Origin of the sequence: Oceanobacillus sp. FSL H7-0719 (assembly GCF_045040795.1) — a bacterium.
Taxonomy (GTDB): Bacteria; Bacillota; Bacilli; order Bacillales; family Amphibacillaceae; genus Oceanobacillus.
Genome location: NZ_CP150301.1, coordinates 2,252,408 through 2,276,204 on the forward strand (window position 1 = coordinate 2,252,408; position 23,797 = coordinate 2,276,204).

The following is a 23,797-nucleotide window of genomic DNA, read 5'->3' on the forward strand; positions in this document are numbered from 1 at the left end:
CAGCCATTGGATATCCTTCCCAATGGCTGTTCCTCATTTAAATTAGCTTATTAAACTTTCAATCAATTAAACCCTACCAACTTCTGAGACAACTTATAAGCCCCAACCGATATACTCCGGCCAGTACGCCCTGGCAAACTAATTAATCCGCCCATAACACCATACCTCATTCTTCTATATAAGTTGCTATCTTTATTTTTAATATATTTCCAAAGCTCTTCTTTCTTTTTTAAGTTCTCTTCAATTCCTGAACGGATTAATAAGATAGAAGATACGATAGTCACAATCTCCAAATGTCTGAGCATATAGTGACGGAGCTTTTTATTTTGAATTGATTGCAGTTCCACATGCTCAATCATTAGTTTATTCACTTTAATCTGCTGGTCAATTCGCTTAATCATAATGTCCTCTTGAACAGATTGATCTTCTCTTCCGATATTGTAGCGATACAGGTCAATATCCATATAGTAAATTTTCTCCACATGCTGCAGCGGTTTATAAACATATAGATTGTCAACATAAAACGTGTGTTTCGGAAGCTCTAATTTACAATCCAGCAACAGCTGTGTTCTGTAAATAACAGAGTGCATTAAGAGATACTGTCCCCTCGGAAATTCTTTAATGTCATCCCAAGTAAAAATTACATTTTGAGGAAGCACGGTATCATATTTCATTATTTTATTATATTTTGTACCTTCTTTTTCATATACAAAATTACTGATAAACATGTCTACTTGTTTACCGTACCGGTTCAAATCTCTTAAAGCATCGAGCACTTTCAGATAGGCTCTGATATCGACCCAGTCATCACTGTCTACTACTTTAAAATATTGACCTGTTGCATTTTGAATACCTGTATTTACTGCTTGTCCGTGTCCGCCATTTTCTTGGTGTATTGCTTTTACAATGGAAGGATATTTGTTTGCGTACGCATCTGCAATTTCAGCTGTACAATCAACCGATCCATCATTCACGATTAATATCTCTACTTCTTCCCCGCCAGGCAACAGGGATTCGATAGCATATTTCATATACTCTTCGGAATTATAACAAGGTATAGCGATTGATAAAACTTTCATACAAACATTCACTCCATTTAATCTTGTTGTTGTGGCTCTTGTTTGAAAATCAATTTAAATATCGGGAAAAATACCCAGAAGGAAATCGCACTGTTAATAATCATTGTAATAATGTCGGCTGTTGTTTCACCTAATGAACCCATTCCCCATGTGTTCATTAATAGATTATAAATAGGTGCTTTATAGAATCCTTGGGCAGCCGCTGCGCCTATCGTTATTATAATATAAGCGATGACATACCAAAAGGCCGCTTTCCAGATATTACTGTTTGATTTAAATGTGATACTTCTTTGTGCAAAGAAGTTAATAATTTGTGCTATCCCAATTGCAATTTGTACAGCCAGGAAATAGGCAAGCCCGCCGCCTCCTCCTGAAGATAAGGGACCTGCGGCATAATCAAAAATAAAATAAGGGCTACCATCAAAGTTTTGACCAAATTGGAATAACTGAAAGCTTGTATGGACTAATGCTGTTTGTCCGAATACACTTTTTAAGACAGGCATTAGTATTAATTGTAAAGCCGTTACCCCATTACTTAATAAAAAGAAAACTAAAAACTGTGCAATATTAGGATGTTTTTCTTTGTATCTATTCCAAAAGTTAGGTCGGCTATATACTAAGTTATCATCTTTCGGTGTTCCACTACTCATATTACCTCTCCTTTGCCGCATAAAGATAGTGTCGATGATCCCCTTTAGCGACTCTTTAGCATCTGTCTTCTCTCTCTCAGCACATGTCTGACACCTTTAAAGAATTGGCCATTTACAATCATTAAAATTCCATCAAGCATCGGCATATTCATGATGCCACCAGTCATTCTGGCCATGCCTCTAAATGGCATATGGTGCACAGACATCATGATTAAATTAGCCGTATCCCGTTTCCCGATTTTTCTTAAGAACCAATGGGAAAACGTAATTAGTCTAAAAGCAAATCTCGCAAATCTGCCTTTAGCATATTGACATTGTGCAATCGTATCATTGTAACCAAGCTGTTTTGTTCGATTCCATTTGGATTCAGGCACTCTTGCTCCCAATAAGGTTTCAAACTCTTCTATGCTGACATGATTTGCTTTACCAGAATAGTAGCTTGGTAACCTTTCTTTCTCATATGGAGGGGCTGCTCCTGTACCTTCGATAAATAAAACACCTGTCAATCGAATATCTGTACTGGATGCGCCAATCATTATGTCATAGTCTGCTTCCTCAATTTCCCATTTGTTTGTCTTTACATTAAAATAGCGAAATGCTTTATCATCAAATGAAATCGTTACGGTTTTTGACTCTCGCGGATTCAAGAAAACCTTTGTAAAACCTTTCAGTTCTTTCTTTGGCCTGAAGATTTCCTTTGATTTACTGCCTATGTACAATTGTGCAACTTCCATTCCAGGAACGTCACCAGTGTTTGTAATTGTAAATGTTACACCCTCTGTATCCACATGAATATCCGTGTATTCAAATGTCGTATAGCTGAGACCATATCCAAATGGAAAACGGACATTGACACCCGCTGTATCATAGTAGCGATAACCAATAAACAATCCTTCACGGTGTTCTACACTAACCTCCTTACCCGGAAAGTGGTGATAAGAAGGAGTATCTTTATAGTGGAGGGGATATGTTTCCGCTAATTTACCGGATGGATTGACCTCCCCAGTCAACACACGAAGAATAGCTTTCGCACCAGCTTGTCCACTTAAATAACCGTGCACCAAACCTTTTACCTTGCTAATCCACGGCATTTCGACAACGGCACCAGAGGAAAGCACGGCAACAATATTGGGATTTACTTTATGAAGTGCATGCAATAATTGAACCTGATTATCGGGTATCTTCATATCAGAGCGGTCAAGTCCTTCTGCTTCTGTCACTTCATCCAAGCCAATATAAAGAAGAACGAGGTCTGCCTTTTTAGCGAGTTTAAGCGCTTTTTTTGCTACATCCTTGTTTTTCTTTCCGTAGCGATTATAGCCGGGTTCAAATCCAATACTATTCAGTCCAGCTTCCTTTAATAAATCAAGTGTACTATCCAATTTTGTAGGATTTACGACGGAAGAGCCTGCACCTTGGTACCTAGGTTGTTTTGCAAAATCACCAATAACAGCAACCTTCTTATTTTTATCCAGCGGGAGTATCTTCTCTGTATTTTTCAAAAGAACAATGGATTCCTCAGCAATTTTCTGCGCCATGTCATGATGTGCTTCAAAGTCAATTTCTTTCTCTGCATCTTGTTTATCTCCTGCAGTTGTAAAAATAAGATCAAGCAACCGGTCAACATTTTCATCCAGCACTTTTTCTTCTATTTCTTCAGCTTTAATTGCTTGAATAATATCCCGGTCTGTTTCCCCGTTCGTTGTCGGCATCTCCAGCTCATTGCCAGTGACCAATGCGGCGACACGGTCGTTATTCCCGCCCCAGTCTGTCACAACTACACCGTCAAACCCCCATTCATCACGCAAAATATCCTGCATTAAATGCGGATGTTCATTGGTGTAAGTTCCGTTTAATTTATTATAGGATGACATCACCGTTTTCGTTTTGCCTTCTTTCACCGCAATCTCGAAGGCAGTTAAATAGATTTCACGAAGCGTGCGTTCATCAACAATTGTATCAATTACCATTCGTCTTTCTTCTTGGCTATTTACGGCAAAGTGCTTAACACTAGCTGCAATGCCATTTGATTGAATCCCGCGAATGAAACTTGCAGCCATTTTACCCGCAAGATATGGATCCTCACTATAATATTCAAAATTTCTCCCTGCTAAAGGGTTTCTTTTCATATTAATTCCTGGTCCAAGAAGCACATTGACATTTTGCGCTACCGCTTCTTTACCGAGATACGTTCCCATTATTTCTCCAAGTGTTACATTCCAGCTATTCGCAACAGTTGCAGCTGTTGGAAAACTTGTAGCTGGAAGACTGGGATTCAGTCCTAAATGATCTGCCGCTGCAGCTTGCTTCCGCATTCCATGTGGTCCGTCTGCAAGGTACATATTCGGAATACCTAAGCGCTTTATATCTTGGGTTTGCCAGAAGTCTTTTCCTGACATTAAGGAGGCTTTTTCTTCTAAGGTCATACTTTCTATTAAGTCTTTATATTTCATGCTTATTACCTCATTTTATATAAGCGGCGAGACTTGAACTGAAGCTTCGCCGCTTATTTTAATTTGATTACTTGCTACATTCGAATTAGATGTATACACGGATCAATTGTTCATTTGATATTTAAGTTTATAATGATATAATTATGCACCAATCTTACAGGCCGCTTACTTCACTCAAAGCTTTTTCGCTTTTTAGTCTCTTGTATTTTCTAAAAATAAGTATCTCAAGCCATATTGCTAATGCCATAGCTGCAGCGTTAATAACAATGGCTATAACTTGCCAAATAGGCATTCCGACACTCAAAGCTTCATCACTGTATGCATAACTGTTTACAGTTGTATAAAGAATGTTTTTAGTAGATGTACGCATATTCTTTACGACAGATGGATTATCAGTATTTTTCATCATATTAGCCCCAACATCGTAAGTAGCTAACGCAATATCTCCGCCATTTGGAACCATTATATTTGCATCCATGTATCCATAACCTGAGAAATAGTCAGTTAAAACCATTCCACGGAAACCCCATTCATCACGTAATACATTGTTTAAGAGAGAGGAAGAAGCTCCTGCCCATACTGGTCCGATATAGTTGAAGGATGACATAATAGCGCTTGTTCCACCTTCTTTAACAGCAATTTCAAACGGTTTTAAATAAATCTCACGGATAGCTTGTTCATTTGACCATGTAGCCAACATTTTCAGTCTGTTCGTTTCTTGGTCGTTCAATGCGAAGTGTTTTAAATATGCGTATACACCATGCTCTGCGGCACCTAAGACTGCCTGAGCGGCCATTTTACCAGATAATACGCTGTCTTCGGAATAGTATTCAAAGTTACGACCTGAAAATGCAGAACGGTGAATATTCATTGCCGGAGCATACCATCCTGAAACACCCATTTCAACTGCCATTTCACCAATACTGTTACCAAATGCATGAGCCAAATCTACGTTCCAGCTGTTAGCCATCATAACAGCGCTAGGAAATCCGACTGACCCTACACCGGTAAAGTTATTATTGATAGATGCAGGTCCATCTAAATCAATAGTTGCTGCCTTTCCAACAGATTTTATTGCTGTAGTCTGGTAACCGCCGTAAGCAATGAGATTAACCATATCATCTGTAGATAGCTGATCTAATAACGGATCCCATGCAGGGTCATCGTAATCAAGTCCACGCATTTCTACCAGATCTATGTCATTATCAGCATCTGTTGTGGGCATTTCATCAGATTCATCATAAAGTTCGGTTAGATTAAAGTTTGTTTCGTTTCGGAACATATTTAAACTTTCTTCCGGCATTTCATAATTATGAGGAGCTGCAGTTGCCTCTTCATAATTTTCAAAACCATTTTCACGAGAAAGATAGGTTAGATTTCCTTCAGCAAAGTCAAATTGATTTGTTGCTGGAACTTCATCCGTTGAACGTTGTTCATAAACAATGGTTTCATCTTGCGTGAAGTTAACTTCGTCTAAAACGGTATGGGAGTCTGATCGAATAGATAACGTATAGTCTCCCTTTTCTAAAACATAGGCTTCTTCATTTTTATAATCATAGGATGTCATGTCTTCTTTGTTGAAGGTAAGTGTAAGTGTTTGAGAATCTCCAGGTTCCAATACTTCGGTTTTCTCAAAAGCTATCAAATTGACTTCTGATTTTTCAATACCGCCATCCATATAAGGAGGGGTATAGTATAATTCAATAACGTCTTTACCTTTAGCTTCACCAGTATTGGTCACAGTAATGTCCACAGTGATCGTCTCATCAGCACCTATTTTCCAATTGCTGATTTCTTGATTGAATGAGGTATAAGATAGACCGTATCCAAACGGATATAATACATGTTCGTCATAATCTAATAAGCCTTCTGCTGCAGCGGTTTCATAGAAATGATAGCCTACATAAATACTCTCCACATAGTTTACAAAGGTAGGGACTCCACCTGCACCGGGAAAGTCATTTTCTACACTGTATTCATTCATGTTTGTGTATTCAAAGTTTCCAAAGTTATTGTGATCCGGCGTTGCAGTTAAATCACGGGCAAAAATATCAGCTGTTTTCCCCGAGGGGTTAATTTCACCATTTAATATTTCACCAAGTGCATTAAATCCAGTTTGTCCCGCTGCTGGTACCCAGAGAACGCTCTTAATTTGATCGTATTCTTCTATAAACTCCAATTCAAAAGCATTGGAACCATTATAAACTAGCACCACATTGTCGAATTTAGAAGTAACCATATCAATCATCTGTTCTTCTGTTTCATGCAATTCAAGATAATGATCATCTTCGCCGAAATCTTTATAATCCTCTGTGTTGTCATTATATGTAACTTCAGATAAGTCAGTTGGGAGGTCTGCACCTTCCCCACCTCCGCGGCCAATTACAATTACCGCTGTGTCAGAGAACCCTTCTGCTTTTTCCATTAATTTATCGGAATACTCATTGACAGATGGTTCTGGTAAACTCCAATCTTGTTCAAACATACCAACAACCGGACGTTCATCAGCGTAGGATGTGTATAAGTCAAAAAGTTCACTATTTACTTCAAATCCTGCATTCTCCAATCCCTCAATTAAACTAACCGTGTGGTGAGAATCCGATAAGGAACCCGAGCCTGTTCCACCATAAATTGGATTTGTAGAAGCCCATCCGAATACATTTACTCGTGAGTCGTTCTCTAAAGGAAGGAGGTTTTCATCATTCTCCAATAAGACAATACCTTCTCTCGCGATATCTTCACCTAGTTGCTCAGCCTTTTCAGAGGTTGCATCCGTGATTGTTCCTCTACCGGAGGCAAGTGTAAGTATTGTATTCATTGGATAGAATGCAATTAAATTGATTGCAATCATTAAAGCGATAAAAATAGCCATTATTGATTGCCTGCGAACCATAAACTTCCTTGGAATAGAAAATCTCTTGGCAATTATAATAAGAACAATTGCTAATAAAAGAACAACTCCGAAGAAAATAAGATAAGGAAGTACAAGATTGATAATATTTTTGACGTCATCCCAGTTTATTTCGAGCATCTATTATTCCCTCCATTTCCAGTTTGAATAAAGTATTGACAAAGGAGTTTATCATAAACACTTTAACTCCCTTCTTCCTTAAAATTAAATAACGTATCACGTTTATCCAAAATATAAAACGCTTACTTTTTAATTTTTCCTTTGTCACTAACTTATATTTCTGTACGAAAAATCGTATCATAGCATTCTGCATTCGTTTCATTTTTTTCACGAGCTGTATGTTTTTCTTCATAAATGGCATATATTAATAAAATTTCTTATGCACTTTTTAAAATGTGAAACAAATATGAAGAGGACCTGTACATGTCAACTTGCACATTGTCCAGATCCTTACAAAATAATTTTCTTATTTAATTTCGGTATTAGAATCTTTAATTCAAACCAATTATTCTTTTGATTCACACTGACTACACCATCGTTTTTTTGCACAGTATACCGGATACTTTTTAATCCGTAACCATGATTAAATGTATCTTTTTTCGTGGTTACCGGCAGTCCCTCTTCAAGCTCGAGCCTTCCTTCAAAGTAATTTTCAATGCGAATCATTAAAAAATTCTTTTGCTCAAACACGGAGACATGGATCAGTCTTTTCTCTTCATCGTCAATCTTCATTTCATATTCAATTGCATTATCCAGTGCGTTCCCAAAGATTGTAGAGATATCGATGACATCCATATCATTCAGCAGCGTTCCATCCGCCACAGTAGTTAATGTGATGCCATGCTTCATACAGATTAAGTTTTTACTCGTAAGTAATGTATCAAGTACATGGTTTCCTGTTTTATTTTGGGCTTCAAATGACTTAATTTCATCTTCCATCACCGTCAGAAAGCTTTTGCGTTTCTCTGGATCGACTTCTGCCTTAAGTGCAATAATTTGATTCTTTAAATCATGGTATTTATAGTTAACAAGTTCAATGCTTTCTTTCGATTGCTGGTATTGTTCATATTGATTCTGCAGGATATTCTGCACAGCTTTTAATTCGTGTCTTACCCTTAAATCATATAATTGGATATGGTATGCAAATAAAATCGCAAGCCCGCCTATATCAACCAAGGTTCTGATATTTAGGATTTCAGTTGCATATTGTCCACTAAATGGTGTCCCCGCACTAATAAAACTGAGATTACTGATTGCAAAAACCGCAGCACCAATCACAACCGTTGACCATAACTCCCGATGCCTAATATTTAATTTCCCGGTTTTAGGCACATATCGTTTTTCAATCAACCAAATGATAATAAACAGGAATCCATAGATAACGACCAATAGAACGAATTCAAGCAGCATATCCACTTCCCCATTGGCTGCAAAGAAGTAATGGATTTGCCACTGCAAGGATGCGACTAATTCCGCAGCAACAAACGCCCGTACACTATAATAACCTGCATCTAATGCAGTTATATCACAGCTTATATAAATCAAGAAAAACATCATGCCAATTGCTATCATCATTGCTGGAATCCAAAAAGCAATCGGTAAGTCTTTCGTCAGGACTAAAAAGGCGGCCTGTATAAAAAGTGCTGCTCCAGCAAAGGAAAAAAGCTTCCAGCCCTTGAGCTGCTTCTTTAATATTGAAATGTAAACAATACAAGCGAGCCACTCGGCAAGCCCAGTATATATACGAGGTATATCAATTAGCACATCATTCATTTTATTACTTCTCCCCAATAATCGGTTAATGCCGTCATGAATGCTTTTCTTTGAGTCCGGCTGATTGGCAGATTTTCATCATTAACGACTGCATAGCTATCCGCCATTCCCTCGACATGCTCTAAATTTATTAAATATCCACGATGTCCACGGAAGAAGCAAAATTTAGACAATTCTTTTTCTAGCTCTTTCATCGTTCCCGCAGCAATGAATTCTCCCTCTTTCGTAACATAAACAAGATTATGACCTTGACTCTCTATATAGTAAATATCAGAGGTCTCGAACCGCTTGATGCCATTTTTCAATGCAACAGTTATATAATCTGCTTCTCTTTTCTTCATTCTTTCAACCGCTCGGTGCAAGCGCTGAGAGAATTGAAAATAGGATATCGGCTTTAATATATAATCCAACGCATCCACTTCATATCCTTTAATCGCATACTGTGCTAAATTCGTGATAAAAATAATCACAACTTCCGTATCCATCTTTCTAATTTCTTCTGCTGCTGACATTCCATCTACAAAGCGCATATGCACGTCCATTAGGATAATATCAAATTGTGCCTGATAATCTTCTAAAATTTCATCTCCATCTGTATATGTTTTTATTGCTATCCTTTCACCGAATTCCTCTTCGAACCTACGCAAATAATCTATTAATTGTTCTTTATATTTATCCTCATCCTCAACAATTGCAAAGTGAATCATTATTTCACTCCTCTAGGTAATAATATAACTATTGTAAACCATTACATTCCTTCGCACGAAAGCTTTATAAAAAAAGTAATTTAGTATATTTCATTTTAAAGATAAATACTGTCTGGGCACAATGTATGAAATATACTAGCATAATAATAAAAAACGCACTATACTTCATACCTATATTTTTCGGCAATTACAGTATAACAAATTTTTAATATAGCTTGCTTCGAATTATAATTAGCTTCAGATATATTGTACAGATGATATTTTAATTTGATATGATGAGTAGAACTACTAGTATTCTAAGAATATTTACATAAAAGGAGTATCCAGCATGTATGATTATTTAATTGTTGGTGCCGGTTTATTCGGTTCCGTATTTGCTTACGAAGCAAAAAAAAGGGGAAAAAAGTGTTTAGTAATTGATAAACGCAATCACATCGCCGGGAACATCTACACTGAAAATATAGAAGGAATTAACGTTCATCAATATGGCGCACATATCTTCCATACAAATAACAAAAAAATCTGGGATTATGTTAATCAGTTTACAGAGTTTAATAGATACACAAATTCTCCGGTAGCCAACTATAAAGGGAAACTGTATAACCTGCCTTTCAATATGAATACATTTCATAAACTATGGGGAGTTGTGACACCCGATGAAGCAAAGCGTAAAATTGAAGAACAAAGAAAAGCTTCCGGCATTAGGCATCCAAAAAACTTAGAAGAGCAAGCAATTTCTTTAGTTGGAACGGACATCTATGAAAAGTTAATTAAAGGCTATACAGAAAAACAATGGGGAAGATCAGCTAAAGACCTGCCTGCGTTTATTATTAAACGGCTTCCGGTTCGCTTCACTTTCGATAATAACTATTTTAATGACAGGTACCAAGGGATACCTATTAACGGATATACGGAAATCATTGATAAAATGCTGGCAGGCATAGATGTGGAATTAAATTGTGACTTCTTCCAAAATCGGGACAGACTGGAAGGGCTTGCTAAAAAGATCGTATTTACAGGGATGATTGATCAGTATTACTATTATAAATTTGGCCCATTAGAATATCGCAGCTTAAAATTTGAAACGAAAGTATTGGAGGATACATCCAATTATCAAGGGAATGCAGTCGTCAACTATACAGACCGTGAAACACCTTTCACACGAATCATCGAGCATAAGCATTTTGAATTCGGCAATCAGGAAAAAACCATCATCACCAAAGAATATCCTGCAGAATGGAAAACAGGTGATGAACCATACTATCCAATCAATGACGAACATAATACACAAACCTATAAAAAATATAAAGAACTAGCCGAACAGGAGAAAGATGTTATCTTTGGCGGACGACTCGCCAGATACCAATATTATGATATGCACCAAGTTATTGGGGCAGCACTCGTTGCCGTGGAGAAAGAGTTTAATCCCAGTAATTCATAAAATGAAACTTCAATCAGTGGGGATTTTACTACCACTTAGCCCGCGATAAAGCTTTTAAAAATAGCCCGCAATTTGCGGATTGCGGGCTATTTTCCTGCTTTACGTTCCCTATTTATTAATAACAATAGATTGTTTATAATTTGCATACTCGTTTAGCTCCGAAAAGAGGGTGGCACCATTCGGGCTACTTTATTTTCTGCCAAGGTGTTGCTTCAGATACTTGCCCGTTATACTGCACTTTTTGGACAATTAAATTGAAATTAGGGAGAAACTCTCTTTTAAAACACCTCACTCGTACAAAACAAACTGAAATCAACGGGTGAACAATATGGATTTCCAATCCACCAATAGCCCTCATGCATAAAGCCACCTAATCGCAATCATGATTAGATGGCTTTATTCGTATTCGAAGCGTAGAATCTATACAATTATCGCACTTACGACCTGGTGGCCCGCTTCCCTTGAAAAGAGCTTCGCCCGCACTAATAACTATAAAAGTTCTCTGTGAAGTAAGGGTGTGACTCATCATTAAAGGCCACGCCGACTCCCAAGTATTCATAGTTTCCCTGAAGGATATTTTCTCTGTGTCCTAGGGAATTCATCAGCCCTTCATGGGCAAAAATACTGCTGAACTGGCCATATGCCAAGTTTTCACCAGCTAAAATAAAGCGAATATCATCAACCTCCATACGATCAAATGGAGATTGGCCTTGCAGATTTACATGGTCAAAGTATTGATTTTCTGCCATATCCAAACTATGTTTCCGGGCTGTTTCCCGTACATGATTATCCCATGATAGGACAGGCAAATCATTATTTATTCTTGAAGCATTTGTTAAATCAAACAATTGATACTCAAAGCCTTCCTGCAGCTGCTGGCTGGCTTCAGCATAAAAAGCATTTTTATTTTGTTCCAGGCCATTATCGATAACTTGGATAGCTGTAACGCTATTGTTTTCATGTATATCATAAAAAACCGTGATATAGCTGTTGTCGATATGAAATACATCATATTCTCCATTGCTATTAATCATGTAGTTAATTAAACCTTTTCTTATTTTCGATTCAGGAGTACCTAAGTTTTCTGTAACAGACTGTTGCGAGCTTCCCAACTCTATTCCTGTTGAGGAGCTGATCAAATTTTGATTCGTATACAGACCACGAACGATATTATCTTCGTCATAAGCAACCATAATAAAATTTTGATAGTTTTCATGATAGGTTTCCCAGCTGACACCATATTCATTTTCTGAAGTCCTCTGTGACTCTCCAGCTTCCTGCTCAACCTCGGCTCTAGTATCGCCTATTTCAATATTATGAATGGAAAACATCTGATTCTCAGGAACGGATAATTCCGGTATTTTAACATTCTTTTCGTTTGATTCCGACAGTGAATTATCAATCACGGTAAATAAAGAATTCAGCCCATGGTTTAATTTATCGATTGCAGAATGAAGTTCTGGATTTTCTTTTATCGAATCGATTGTCGAATGAATAGAATCCTTTATAGAGGCAGGAACAATTTGCTGAACGTGATCTTCCCATAACGGCTTTGAAACATAGCCGATAAATACAACCAGTAATAATAGAATAAACCGTTTCACAATGATACTTCCTCCACTCTACTTTTTGGATGTTATATACATCCAATCTCTCTATATATTAACTTTATTATAACAATCAAGTAAAAGAAAAGCCCTCTGGTAATTTATTTATTATCTTCCATTTTCGCCCGAATTTCACTTTTTAATTCCTTGGGAGATAAATTAAGAGGACTTGCGGGCGGGTATTATGACGCAGATTAGAACAGGAAAGATTCTATTTTTCAGTGTGCGAGCGCTGGCAGTCAATTTTATATTTATTACGGTTCGAAATGCATTGTATAAAACTGCTGGATAAGCCAGCTTTAAATAAGGCACTTACTTCAATCCATGACAAACTATAAAAGAGATTATTGAGACATAACTAATACCAACGATATAAAAGCCGAATATTATAAAAGAGAAAGCATTTAATGTTACCTTTCACATAGTTGATAAAAACTGCTGATAACTTTAATTCAGAGTAACCCTGTTTTTCTGGACAGATGGCGTTCTCATCGACTGTTTCACCGATTTTCTTTCTGTTACTGTCTGATAGAAACGTTCTTATAGACAGTTTCATCGCTTATCTTGATGGTACTGTCTTATAGAAACGTTCTTATAGACTGTTTCTCCGCTCATCTTGATGGTACTGTCTTATAGAAAGGTTTTCATGGACTGTTTCCCCGCTTATCTTGATGGTACTGTCTTATAGAATGGTTTTCATGGACTGTTTCCCCGCTTATCTTGATGGTACTGTCTTATAGAATGGTTTTCATGGACTGTTTCCCCGCTTATCTTGCTGGTACTGTCTTATAGAAAGGTTCTCTTAGACTGTTCTTTCACTTTTCTTGCTCCGGCTGGCTTTTATTTATCCTGAACTAAATTAATCTGCACTATCTATAAAATCCGAACAAGTTGAGCTATCATTCGGATTTTAATTTATTCTTTTTCTTATGTCCCCCTCTTCTACTCTTTATTAATCCTATTTCCGTAAAGCAATCCAACAGAAGATGCATGTTTTTCCACTGTCTTATCCGAAATAATGAGCTCATTTGCGATTTCCTCATTTTGAAATTCATTTGACATAATCCTAATCCATGAATATAATAAAACCAATCAGATTAGTATGAATTAAATCACTAAGTGAGGTGTTAGAAAGAAATGGGTTATATGATAGTTACTGGGTTATTATGTGGTGCGCTGCTTGGATTTGTCATGCAAAGAGGGCGTTTCTGTTTAACTGGAGGATTTCGCGATATGTATATTGCGAAAGATAATCGGATGTTTTATGCATTACTAGTAGCTATCGCTGTGCAGAGCATTGGTGTTTATACATTGATTCAATTTGGTGTGATTGAGTTTTCAGCAGGAGAGTTTTCTCTTGTCGCTACAATTGTCGGCTCCTTTTTATTTGGAGTAGGAATTATATTTGCCGGGGGATGTGCAACTGGGACGTGGTATCGCGCCGGTGAAGGCCTGCTTGGCAGCTGGATTGCCCTTTTCGGCTATATGTTCATGAGTGCAGTAATGAGAACTGGATTTTTAGCACCACTCGATCAATCGATGAAAGCCGTTCGACCAGCAAATAACTCGATTGCAGAAACGACTGGGATTTCTATTTGGCTGCTTATTCCAATCTTTCTTGCTATCGTACTTTTCCTCGTTATAAAAGAATTAAAGAAACCAAAAGTCGCAATACCTGCAATGAAAGCAAAACGTTCAGGTCTTGCCCACTTATTATTCGAAAAGCGCTGGCATCCATTCTTTACAGCGACATTAATCGGTCTCATTGCAATTCTGGCCTGGCCATTAAGTGCAGCAACAGGCAGAGTATTCGGACTTGGCATTACGACACCTTCTGCGAACATCCTGCAATACCTGGTTTTAGGTGATGCATCTTTCATTAATTGGGGTGTGTTTTTAGTACTTGGAATATTCCTAGGTTCGTTAATCGCTGCAAAAGCAAGCCGCGAATTTCGTTTTCGAATGCCTGATGCAAAAACTGGAATTACCAGTTTCCTAGGCGGAAATTTAATGGGCTTTGGTGCCAGTCTTGCTGGCGGATGTTCCATTGGAAACGGTTTGGTAATGACAGCAATGATGACCTGGCAAGGGTGGACCTCATTATTATTCATTCTTTTAGGTACGTGGACTGCTTCTTATTTTGTATTTATTCGCCCGCGCCAAAAGAAAGCAGTTTTAGGAAATCAAGCAATTCAAGCGTCTTAATTGAAAGGAGGAGATCATGATGGCGAAAGTATTAGATGTGATGGGCCAAGTTTGTCCATTTCCATTAGAGGAAGCAAAGGTAGCTGTTAATGAAATTGATTCGGGGGATGAGCTGGTCATTAATTTCGACTGTACCCAAGCTACAGACAGTATCCCGCGCTGGGCAGCGGAGACTGGACTTGCAATTACAAACTTTGAACAAACCGGTGACGCGGCTTGGACGATCACGTTAAAGAAGAGTTAGATAAAAGTTACCGATCTACAGTTCATTTTATAAGCAACTTTTCATGTTATTATCGGGAACCGCCCCTTTGCTTCTGACGGCTCGGGGTGGTTTTCTCTTGTTTTTCCAGAAAGGAATTCTTATAAGAGGTAATACGAACAATACTAACTAAGGATAAAGCCCTTGAATAAACATGGAATCCAGACCAAACTCTTAAATTAAAATGTATCTTTCAAACGATTTCCCCAGACGGAATTGTAAAACCAGCTGCAAACCGGTCAGCTGGTGTCTTCTATCTCTATATTAAATAACTGCGTTTCAAACTTAAATTCGCATCAAAAGCAAGTCAAACCACGCTCACTCACTTACCCAATTATTCTTAATAGCAGTAACTACCGCATTCGTCCGATCTTTAACCTTTAATTTTTTTAAGATAGAAGAAACATGATTTTTCACTGTCTTATCCGAAATAAAAAGTTGATTTGCGATTTCTTCATTTTGGTAGCCGTTGGACATCCTTTCTAAAATGTCCCATTCTCTTTTTGTTAATAAATCAAGTGGCCGGCTTACTTTTTTATTTGTTATTCTCGAATATTCATTAAGTATAAGAGATGAAAAACGTGGATGGATAAAACTATGCCCATCCAAAATTTCATTAATAGCTAATTTAATTTGACTTAGCTCCATATCCCCATAAAAGTAACCATTCATTCCTATTTTCATAAACTCCAGTATTTGTTTTTTATAAACTTCTGTGAAAGTCCATATTGCCATTTTAAAATTGCTGTTTTTATACTTTTCATATATTTTATCCAAATTGGTATTTGGGGTAAGTTCAAAAATTAATAGGTCAGCAGAATAATTGATTTCTTTCTCACCGGAAAGTACCTCGCTGTAGCTATATAAATGAAATGTATGCTCTGGTATTTCATCATTTAGAATACTAACTATGCCCTTCATATATAAACCGTTCTCTTGAATGAATATTATATTGCCCAATCTAACTCCATCCTCCAATTATCCCATACTTCTATAAGTTAAAATACTGACTGTAAGTCTTTTTTCTGTTATGTACAATTATTTGTCTATATAAAGTATAGTTATTTATATCTAATTAATTAATGATTCATAAGTTCTATATAATAATTGTATTTACGACTCCACATTGCATTTTATGGTAGTATAGACTCATAACCACTTCATAAATTAGCAATTCACTTATTTAAACCATTTGTATATATAAAATCAGGTAAATTTACATAGTTTCATTTTATCCTTTTGTGTTAAGTATATATTATAACTAATAATTATATTTGTAAACGGAATTATAACTATTGATGATAACCAAACACTTTTGAGACGATGGGGTGTCTTTCTTGAAAAATATAGAAATAGGAAGCAAATTGAAAGCAATACGAAAATCAAATAATTACACAGCTATGGAGCTTGCTGAAAAGGTTAATGTTTCGCAAGCCTATATTAGTAAAATTGAAAATGGCAAAGCTAGTCCTAACCTGGAAATGCTAAGTAACCTATTGGAGGCACTGGACAGTGATATATACACTTTCTTCTCTTATGGTGACTTAGATACTCCTGATGAATTTATACGTTTCTATGAAAGTTTTAAGTCAGTTAAACCAGAAATAAGGAGAAAGGTCATTGAGTTACTGGAGTTAATTAATTGAAAAACAACTCACCCAGCCGGAAAGCGGAAAGTAGTAACCAAATGGGAAAGTGGACACTTTCAAAACTGGGCAATGGTTATGAACTAACTTCTTCTCCATGATGAACTAAAAGTCAGGGTGTTAAAGTACCTTGAGTAAATGGGAGCTTACACACTTTATTCGACAAGCCCTTATTCAGCAAAAAGTTATTTCAATAAAAAGGAACGAACCCATTCTCATGAAGAGAATGGGTTACGTTCCGTTTTTTCTTTTTATTCATTTAACCATTCATTAACTAAATCTTGATTTTCTTCCACCCATTTTTCTGCACCAACAATCGGTTCTTCTCCGGCCTCTTCTGCTTCAGCTATATAGCTCATTAATGCACCAATTGAATCATCATCCATCTTCCAGTTCTTCAGCCACTGATCAATTTCAGGGAAATCCTCAGAAAAACCTAACCTTGTCGCGTGATGAATTTTTTCCGTTTCACCGTATACTTTCTTAGGATCCTCTAAGTACTTTAGATCCAGTTCTGCAAAGACACGATGCGGGTTCCAAAGTGGTGAAACGATTGGTTCCTCTGCTTTAATTGCTTCTTGTATCTCCGTAATCATTGCTGGCTCAGAACTAGGGACCAGTTCATAATCCAAACCATACTCAACAATCATTTCTTCAGTAACATCCATCGTTCCTGCTCCAGGTTCAAAACCGGTGATTTCACTTTCGAACAGATCTTCTTTCCCGTTTAAATCTTCAATACTATTGATATCTTCCATATAAGCTGGTACAACTAAACCAACTTTAGCGTTGTCATACCAAACTTCTTCCGAGAAATCGACTTCATCTTTATATTGCTCGAGATAGTTCTTATCTTGAACTGGCAGCCAAAATTCCAAGTTGACATCCAATTCATCATTTGCCAATGCTGCCATTTGTGTTCCCATATCTAATAGGTGAAACTCGACATTATACCCTTTTTCTTCAAGAATCACTTTCCACATATTTGTAACAGCAATGTTCTCTGCCCAACTAATTTGTCCAATATCAACTGTTTCATCCGAACTTCCTGCAGTATCTTCTGACGACGCATCCTTTGCATCACCATTCCCACATGCTGCAAGAACACCTATCATCAATAATATAAGAACAAACAATATTCCCCTTCTAAAACCCATGAATTAAATTGCCTCCTGTAAATATTAAGTATCTTTATTTTCCTTTGGTAAAAATTCAAATATTTCTCCTGAACGGATACTTGTTGTTAATCTTTTTAACCAATCGTAATATATTTTGGATTCATTTAACATTTCATAATACTTTTTTGCTTCCTGCTTTATTTCATCATCTACTGACGCATCGCCTAACATTTCCTCAATTTTCTTTTCCGCTTCATGAACCGCATCTAAATTCATTCTCACTTCGCGTTCCCATTGTTGACAATAAAAGGACATAAAGGTATTGAAGAAATTCTTTTCTGCTGCATACGTATGTTTTCTTATGCCTTTCGTATAAATACGTTTTACATAACCAATATCTTGCAATTTACGTACACTTGTACTCATACTTGCTTTTGTCATTCCGACCTCTTCGTGCATTTCATCTAAGTTCATTCTATCTTCAAAATACATGGTGGCATACAACCTACCGGCGGCTGGTGTCACACCATATAAATCCATCGTTTCTGCGATAGCACCAATGACTTGGTCCTTGGCAAATTCCAACTTTTCTCTCGCTTCTTTATTGTTTAAGCTATCCACTGGCTTACTCTCCTTGTACATTGTTCAGTTTGTTAAATCTTTTCTTAACAAAATTAATGTTACTCCTTTTAAAACAAATGTCAAGTTAAATAATATAGTAAATACGCGCTGCCCCTAGTCTTTCATAGAGTTATGAAATGATTATTTTTTTATAAAGTCAATTTAATTTGCAGTATATTTAATAATTAAAATTTAAATTTCTTTGACACATGTTTTTTAATATGCTAAATTAAATTTGTTCAAAACGTTAAATTTTTTCTTAACAAACTTAGTAACCGTTTATAAAGTGACAAGAGGAGGTTTCGGTATTGGATATTAGAAAACAATATATAAATGGTCAATGGGTTGAAGCAATCTCTGGAAATACAAGAGATATTATTAATCCATATAATCAAGAGGTCATTGCCGTTGTTGCTGAAGGAAACGCACAGGATTCCGAAAAAGCAATCGCTGCAGCAAGGGAAGCATTTGACCATGGAGAGTGGCCAAATAGGCCGGCCACAGAACGAGCAAAAATCGTTCACAGAATCGCAGAACTCATTGAACGCGATCAAGAAGAACTCGCGAAGCTTGAATCATTAGATACCGGAAAAACACTAGAAGAAAGCCGATGGGATATGGAAGATATTGCTGGTGTCTTCCGTTACTATGCTGAGCTTGCCGATAAAGACGGTGGAGAAATAATAAATTCTCCCATTCCGAATTCAATTAGTAAAGTAGTCAAAGAACCTGTTGGGGTTTGCGGGCAAATTACTCCTTGGAATTACCCGCTGCTTCAAGCATCATGGAAATTAGCTCCAGCACTCGTTACTGGAAATACACTCATCATCAAGCCGAGTGAAATTACACCACTTACACATATTAAAATCTTTGAATTAATCGAAGAAGCCGGTGTACCTGCAGGGGTTGCTAACCTTGTACTTGGCCCTGGAAACACAGTTGGTGCAGAGCTATCCAATCATGAAGATGTAGATTTGATCTCATTTACCGGCGGGATCAAAACAGGAAAAGCGATTATGCAAGCTGCAAGTCATAACATGAAAAAAATTGCACTGGAACTCGGCGGCAAAAACCCGAATATTATTTTTGCTGATGCGGATTTAGAAGTAGCAATCGATCAAGCATTAAATGCTGTTTATTTCCATGCTGGACAAATCTGTTCAGCCGGAACAAGAATCATCGTCGAAGAAAGCATCCACGATAAGTTTGTTGAAGCACTCATTGAGCGTGTGAAAAAGATTAAACTTGGAAATGGCTTTGATGAAACAACACAGATGGGACCGCTTATTTCAGAAGAACATTTGAATAAAGTCGAGCAATATGTTGAAAAAGGGATCAAAGAAGGAGCAACTGTTGCAGTTGGAGGCAGACGTCCAGATGATATGGAACTCCAGAATGGATTTTTCTATTTACCTACCATTTTGACGAATTGTACGACCGAGATGCATGTGGTTCAAGACGAAGCTTTTGGCCCTGTAATTACAGTGGAAAAATTCGCGAACGAAGAAGAAGCTATCAAACTAGCAAATGATTCGATTTACGGACTATCCGGCGGTGTGTGGACAAAAGATATCACAAAAGCAGAACGTTGTGTTGCAAAAATGCGGATGGGTACGGTGTGGATTAATGATTTTAATATCTACTTCCCGCACGCACCCTGGGGTGGCTATAAGCAATCTGGAAATGGCCGTGAACTAGGAGTCATGGGACTGGAAGAATATCAAGAAACAAAACATATATTCCAAAATTTAAAACCAGAAACAGTGAACTGGTTCTAATCAAAAGCGTAAGTGCCCGTTTAGCGACGTACAAACTGGAGTTCTTCGCAATGAGATAAAGGAAACACGACGACGAAAGGAGTCGATGTTGACTTATCGATTGGAGGAGAATGAAGTTTGCTAGTCGTTGGGCACTGGAGCTGGACGTGGCTGTTCCAGTTGATAAATAATCTACAGCCACAATTTTTTCTAATTATCTTTAATCAAAAAGTACATAGGAGGCATTTAATAATGAGTTTAAATATGAAAGTAGAACAAATGTATAATTTTCACCAATTCGAACTGCCAACAGTGGTTAAACACGGCATTGGTTCCATTAAGCATATTGGAGAAGAAATTAAAAACCTTGGTGTCACAAAAGTACTATTGGTAACGGACCCGGGAATCTATAAAGCTGGTGTAACGAAGCCAATTGAAAACCTCTTAAAACAAGCAGGGATTGAAATATCTTTATTCAATAAAGTAGAACCAAACCCACCCGTTCGTCTCATTGCAGAAGGAACCAAACAATATAAAGAAGATAACTGTGATGGTCTTGTTGCTGTAGGTGGAGGAAGTTCCATGGATACAGCGAAAGCGATTGGTGTTGAAGCAGCTCATAGCGCACCGGTTTTAGAGTATGAAGCGGCAGAAGGCAAAAAGCCTCTCGAGAACCGAATTCCACCACTTACAACTGTACCTACTACAGCTGGAACCGGTTCAGAAGTAACACAATGGGCAGTAATTACAGATGAAGAACGTGAATTCAAATTTAATACAGGTGGACCGCTCATCGCAGCCCACTTAACAATTATTGATCCAGAATTACATGTTTCCATGCCCCCGCATGTAACAGCGATGACAGGTATTGATGCACTCGCACATGCAATCGAATGCTATACAATGCACTATGCACAACCAATTACAGATGCAGTTGCATTACTCGCAATGGAATACGTCGGTAAATACATTCGCCGCGCTTACTCGGATGGCGGTGACATTGAAGCTAGATACGGAATGGCTCAAGCAGCTATGCTTGCGGGATTAGCTTACGGAAGTGAATCAGCCGGAGCGGCACATGCGATGTCTCAAACACTCGGTGGTATTATTCCGGTTGCACATGGTCAGTGTGTTGCAACAATGATGGGGCCTGTGATGGAATATAACTGGAAAGGGCATCCAGCTAAATTTGCTAGAATTGCACAAGCGCTCGGTGTGAATACATTCAATATGACAACAGATGAAGCAGCAAAGGCAGCAGTTAATGAAGTTTATAAACTCGCAGAAGACTTGGATATTCCGAATTTAGAAGAACAAGGCGTATCCCCTGACATGATTGACAGACTTTCAAAGGAAGCGATGAAAGATCCTCAAACCGTAGGGAATCCACGCGACTTGACGGAAAAAGATTATCAGTGGATTTACAAGCGCTGCTTTAACTTAGTACCTAAAACTCTCTAATTTTAATCCTATATTAAACAGCTCTGGTCATCCCATTTAATGACCAGAGCTGCTTTTACTATCTTAAAGACAGAGTGACAGGTTTATCCGATTCGCTCTCTCAAGCAAATAGATTATATTACTTTCAACTTTTTTATGATGGATTTTAATGCCTTCCTTCATCCCCAATACTCCCGCATCAACCCCTCCAATCTCAATTCCTCCTCCTCCCCATTCGTCCTGGCTCTCTGCTTCCGCTCTTTTTCACGTTCTTCTTGTTTCCGCTTTTCCTCGTAATACCAATCTGGCACAATATCCTTTTTCCCGGCAGGAAATCCGCCATTTCCTCCGCCCTTACGCTTGCGCTCGTTTTCAAAAGCAGCATACTCCGCCTCTGCTTGACCCAGTGTCCGAATCCCCTTTTTATGCCAGGCATTCAAAATACTCTTCACATAAGCCCAAGACGTTTTATTCTGTTCCAGAGCACGTTTCATTGCCTCAATCACGAGTTCTTCTCCCAAACTGTTGATCCAGTCCAGCAAAGATTCTATGACAAACGGACTAACCATGCCAAAGTTTTCTTGATAAAACTTCAGCGCATCCGGTTCGCTTTTTGCTTGGTCCGCATTTTCAATTCCCTTCCTGCCCGCATCTTCTGCAGTTGTATTCGTATTGTTTTGTTTTATATTTGTTTTATTATTGTATTGTTTAATTAATGGGGCCGGGGATTGGTTCGGAAGGTTGTCCGCAAGTTGGACCGGAACGTGGGTCACCTCGAAGTCCGCTTGCTGGGCTGGCGGGTGGTTCTTGACTTGGTCCGGAAGTTCGTTCAGTTGTTCGTCGCTCTGTTCCATTCTCTCTTCAGTAAAAGCTGTCTTCCTCTCCAGCAAATGCGTTTCATGCTGCCCCATCTCCAGTACCAAACTATGTATCTTATAAACTGGTGCTTTCCCTCTGCCTCGGGATTCTACCTTGATATATCCTCCATTTGCGAGTTCCGTACGCGCCCGCTTAAAACTGGTTTCTGTGAGACCCGCTTTATTTCGCAGGACCGACCCAGGAGAGGTGAACGTATTTTTCCATCTTGTTTTATTATTGATATGCATCAGCGCATACCATAAAGCAACCGCTGACCCTGTAAGGGGGACTTGTTCCTGGCGATCATAAAAAGCATTAATTTCCTTTATGTAATTCATCTTTAACCATTCCTTTCTAAATTTCCTCAAGTTAATTAAAAAAACATACGAATCATCCCAGCTGAATTCCGTATCAGCTGGGATTTTTCAAATTAGCTTACCTATCTTCACTCCAAATGATTCCCGGTATCTCCTTCCCGCAGCTTCCTTCTTGCTTCTTTTCCCCAGCTCTTCACCGCCTCTACGGAAACCCTCTTCAAGTCGGCAATTTCCTTCAGTGGCATGTCCAGAAGAATATAGTAATACACCCAATCCCATTGCTTTTCAGTAAGCCTGGATCTCACTTCCTCCAGCATTTCACTTACTTCCATATTGCTCCCTGGTATTTCCCCCATCATATTTTTTAATTCCGCGGCAGCATCGTCCATGCGCTGTTTTTCCTTTTCCACAAAGATATCTCTTTTCTCTCGTTCTCGAACTTCTTTGCGGAGCATATCGACAAGTCGATTCCGAATCGCATAATTGAAATAGGTTCCAAGGGGACCTTGATTGGGATTATACTTTTTATAAGCCATCCACATGGCATAGAGACCCTCCGTATAAAATTCCTGAAAGGGATCACGAATTCCTAAGCGATGGATATGGTAATGAATTCTCCTTTCATTTTGCTGGAAGATTTCCTCAAAACTCATTTCACTAAACGGCTTTACCTCCTTTTTCTCTTTGTTAATGTCCTCATCTCCCTTCTGTATAGGTTGCTTAATATCCTCTTTCTTGGGATAAGCTAAGCGACAAATTCATCATAATAGAAACTGGAAAAGATATCCCAAGCCTAACTTTCTTTTTCCCATGGTAAAAGTGGATTTTACTCAGGCAAAATTAAATAACCGATAGAAAAGCCCATCTAAAATTAACTTTTAGATGGGCTTTTTGAAGTTAGCCTATATTTAAAATAAATTTGCCACTTATCTGGAACACGTGGAAAGAATGA

The 23,797-nt window shown here is 37.9% G+C and carries 19 protein-coding genes; 6 read left to right on the forward strand and 13 right to left on the reverse strand.

What is annotated here, in order from left to right; translation table 11 throughout:
• Positions 1-62: 62 nt before the first annotated feature.
• From NST93_RS11780 to NST93_RS11805, 6 genes are all read right to left on the reverse strand, one after another.
• On the reverse strand, positions 63-1,079 hold the full coding sequence (locus NST93_RS11780; RefSeq protein WP_405097234.1) for a glycosyltransferase family 2 protein: 1,017 nt from the start codon (positions 1,077-1,079) through the stop codon (positions 63-65).
• A 17-nt stretch (positions 1,080-1,096) separates the two neighbouring features.
• Positions 1,097-1,729, reverse strand: a complete 633-nt coding sequence (locus NST93_RS11785; RefSeq protein ID WP_405097236.1) for a GtrA family protein — start codon at positions 1,727-1,729, stop codon at positions 1,097-1,099.
• A 44-nt stretch (positions 1,730-1,773) separates the two neighbouring features.
• Entirely contained in the window at positions 1,774-4,182 is a 2,409-nt protein-coding gene (locus NST93_RS11790; RefSeq protein ID WP_405097238.1) for a glycoside hydrolase family 3 C-terminal domain-containing protein, read from the reverse strand.
• A 154-nt stretch (positions 4,183-4,336) separates the two neighbouring features.
• Positions 4,337-7,213: a glycoside hydrolase family 3 N-terminal domain-containing protein gene (locus tag NST93_RS11795; RefSeq protein WP_405097240.1), complete on the reverse strand. Its 2,877-nt coding sequence runs from the start codon at positions 7,211-7,213 to the stop codon at positions 4,337-4,339.
• Positions 7,214-7,543: 330 nt separating this feature from the next.
• Entirely contained in the window at positions 7,544-8,866 is a 1,323-nt protein-coding gene (locus NST93_RS11800) for an ATP-binding protein (protein ID WP_405097242.1), read from the reverse strand.
• On the reverse strand, positions 8,863-9,573 hold the full coding sequence (locus tag NST93_RS11805) for a LytR/AlgR family response regulator transcription factor (protein WP_405097244.1): 711 nt from the start codon (positions 9,571-9,573) through the stop codon (positions 8,863-8,865). The genes NST93_RS11800 and NST93_RS11805 overlap by 4 nt, the downstream gene beginning before the upstream one ends.
• A 328-nt stretch (positions 9,574-9,901) precedes the next feature.
• On the opposite strand from NST93_RS11805, the gene glf reads away from it, so the two are divergent.
• Positions 9,902-11,014 carry a UDP-galactopyranose mutase gene (glf, locus tag NST93_RS11810; RefSeq protein WP_405097246.1) on the forward strand — a complete coding sequence of 371 codons (1,113 nt, stop codon included), beginning with the start codon at positions 9,902-9,904 and terminating at the stop codon, positions 11,012-11,014.
• A gap of 482 nt (positions 11,015-11,496) precedes the next feature.
• On the opposite strand, the gene NST93_RS11815 is transcribed toward glf, so the two are convergent.
• Positions 11,497-12,618 carry a CAP domain-containing protein gene (locus tag NST93_RS11815; protein ID WP_405097248.1) on the reverse strand — a complete coding sequence of 374 codons (1,122 nt, stop codon included), beginning with the start codon at positions 12,616-12,618 and terminating at the stop codon, positions 11,497-11,499.
• A 945-nt stretch (positions 12,619-13,563) separates the two neighbouring features.
• On the reverse strand, positions 13,564-13,683 hold the full coding sequence (locus tag NST93_RS11820) for a hypothetical protein (protein ID WP_405097250.1): 120 nt from the start codon (positions 13,681-13,683) through the stop codon (positions 13,564-13,566).
• Positions 13,684-13,767: 84 nt separating this feature from the next.
• On the opposite strand from NST93_RS11820, the gene NST93_RS11825 reads away from it, so the two are divergent.
• Together NST93_RS11825 and NST93_RS11830 are read left to right on the forward strand one after the other, a co-directional pair.
• Complete coding sequence (locus NST93_RS11825) at positions 13,768-14,826, forward strand: YeeE/YedE thiosulfate transporter family protein (RefSeq protein ID WP_405103862.1); 1,059 nt, start codon at positions 13,768-13,770, stop codon at positions 14,824-14,826.
• Positions 14,827-14,845: 19 nt separating this feature from the next.
• Entirely contained in the window at positions 14,846-15,070 is a 225-nt protein-coding gene (locus NST93_RS11830; protein ID WP_405097252.1) for a sulfurtransferase TusA family protein, read from the forward strand.
• 336 nt (positions 15,071-15,406) lie between these two features.
• On the opposite strand, the gene NST93_RS11835 is transcribed toward NST93_RS11830, so the two are convergent.
• Positions 15,407-16,048 carry a response regulator transcription factor gene (locus tag NST93_RS11835; RefSeq protein ID WP_405097254.1) on the reverse strand — a complete coding sequence of 214 codons (642 nt, stop codon included), beginning with the start codon at positions 16,046-16,048 and terminating at the stop codon, positions 15,407-15,409.
• A 377-nt stretch (positions 16,049-16,425) separates the two neighbouring features.
• Between NST93_RS11835 and NST93_RS11840 the strand changes: the two genes are divergently transcribed.
• Complete coding sequence (locus NST93_RS11840) at positions 16,426-16,734, forward strand: helix-turn-helix domain-containing protein (RefSeq protein WP_405097256.1); 309 nt, start codon at positions 16,426-16,428, stop codon at positions 16,732-16,734.
• A 251-nt stretch (positions 16,735-16,985) separates the two neighbouring features.
• Here NST93_RS11840 and NST93_RS11845 read toward each other — a convergent pair whose 3' ends face one another.
• Both NST93_RS11845 and cudC read right to left on the reverse strand, forming a co-directional pair.
• Positions 16,986-17,891 (reverse strand): glycine betaine ABC transporter substrate-binding protein, encoded by a 906-nt coding sequence (locus NST93_RS11845; protein WP_405097258.1) that lies wholly within the window; start codon positions 17,889-17,891, stop codon positions 16,986-16,988.
• A gap of 24 nt (positions 17,892-17,915) precedes the next feature.
• Positions 17,916-18,473 (reverse strand): choline uptake/conversion transcriptional regulator CudC, encoded by a 558-nt coding sequence (gene cudC, locus NST93_RS11850; protein ID WP_405097260.1) that lies wholly within the window; start codon positions 18,471-18,473, stop codon positions 17,916-17,918.
• 308 nt (positions 18,474-18,781) lie between these two features.
• Between cudC and betB the strand changes: the two genes are divergently transcribed.
• Both betB and NST93_RS11860 read left to right on the forward strand, forming a co-directional pair.
• Positions 18,782-20,251: a betaine-aldehyde dehydrogenase gene (betB, locus tag NST93_RS11855; protein ID WP_405097262.1), complete on the forward strand. Its 1,470-nt coding sequence runs from the start codon at positions 18,782-18,784 to the stop codon at positions 20,249-20,251.
• A 231-nt stretch (positions 20,252-20,482) separates the two neighbouring features.
• Positions 20,483-21,691, forward strand: a complete 1,209-nt coding sequence (locus tag NST93_RS11860; RefSeq protein ID WP_405097264.1) for an iron-containing alcohol dehydrogenase — start codon at positions 20,483-20,485, stop codon at positions 21,689-21,691.
• Positions 21,692-21,849: 158 nt separating this feature from the next.
• Here NST93_RS11860 and NST93_RS11865 read toward each other — a convergent pair whose 3' ends face one another.
• Together NST93_RS11865 and NST93_RS11870 are read right to left on the reverse strand one after the other, a co-directional pair.
• A complete protein-coding gene (locus NST93_RS11865) occupies positions 21,850-22,866 on the reverse strand; it encodes a DnaD domain-containing protein (RefSeq protein WP_405097266.1) in 1,017 nt (338 codons plus the stop codon).
• Between the two features lie 107 nt (positions 22,867-22,973).
• Entirely contained in the window at positions 22,974-23,498 is a 525-nt protein-coding gene (locus NST93_RS11870; RefSeq protein ID WP_405097268.1) for a sigma-70 family RNA polymerase sigma factor, read from the reverse strand.
• Positions 23,499-23,797 lie beyond the last annotated feature (299 nt).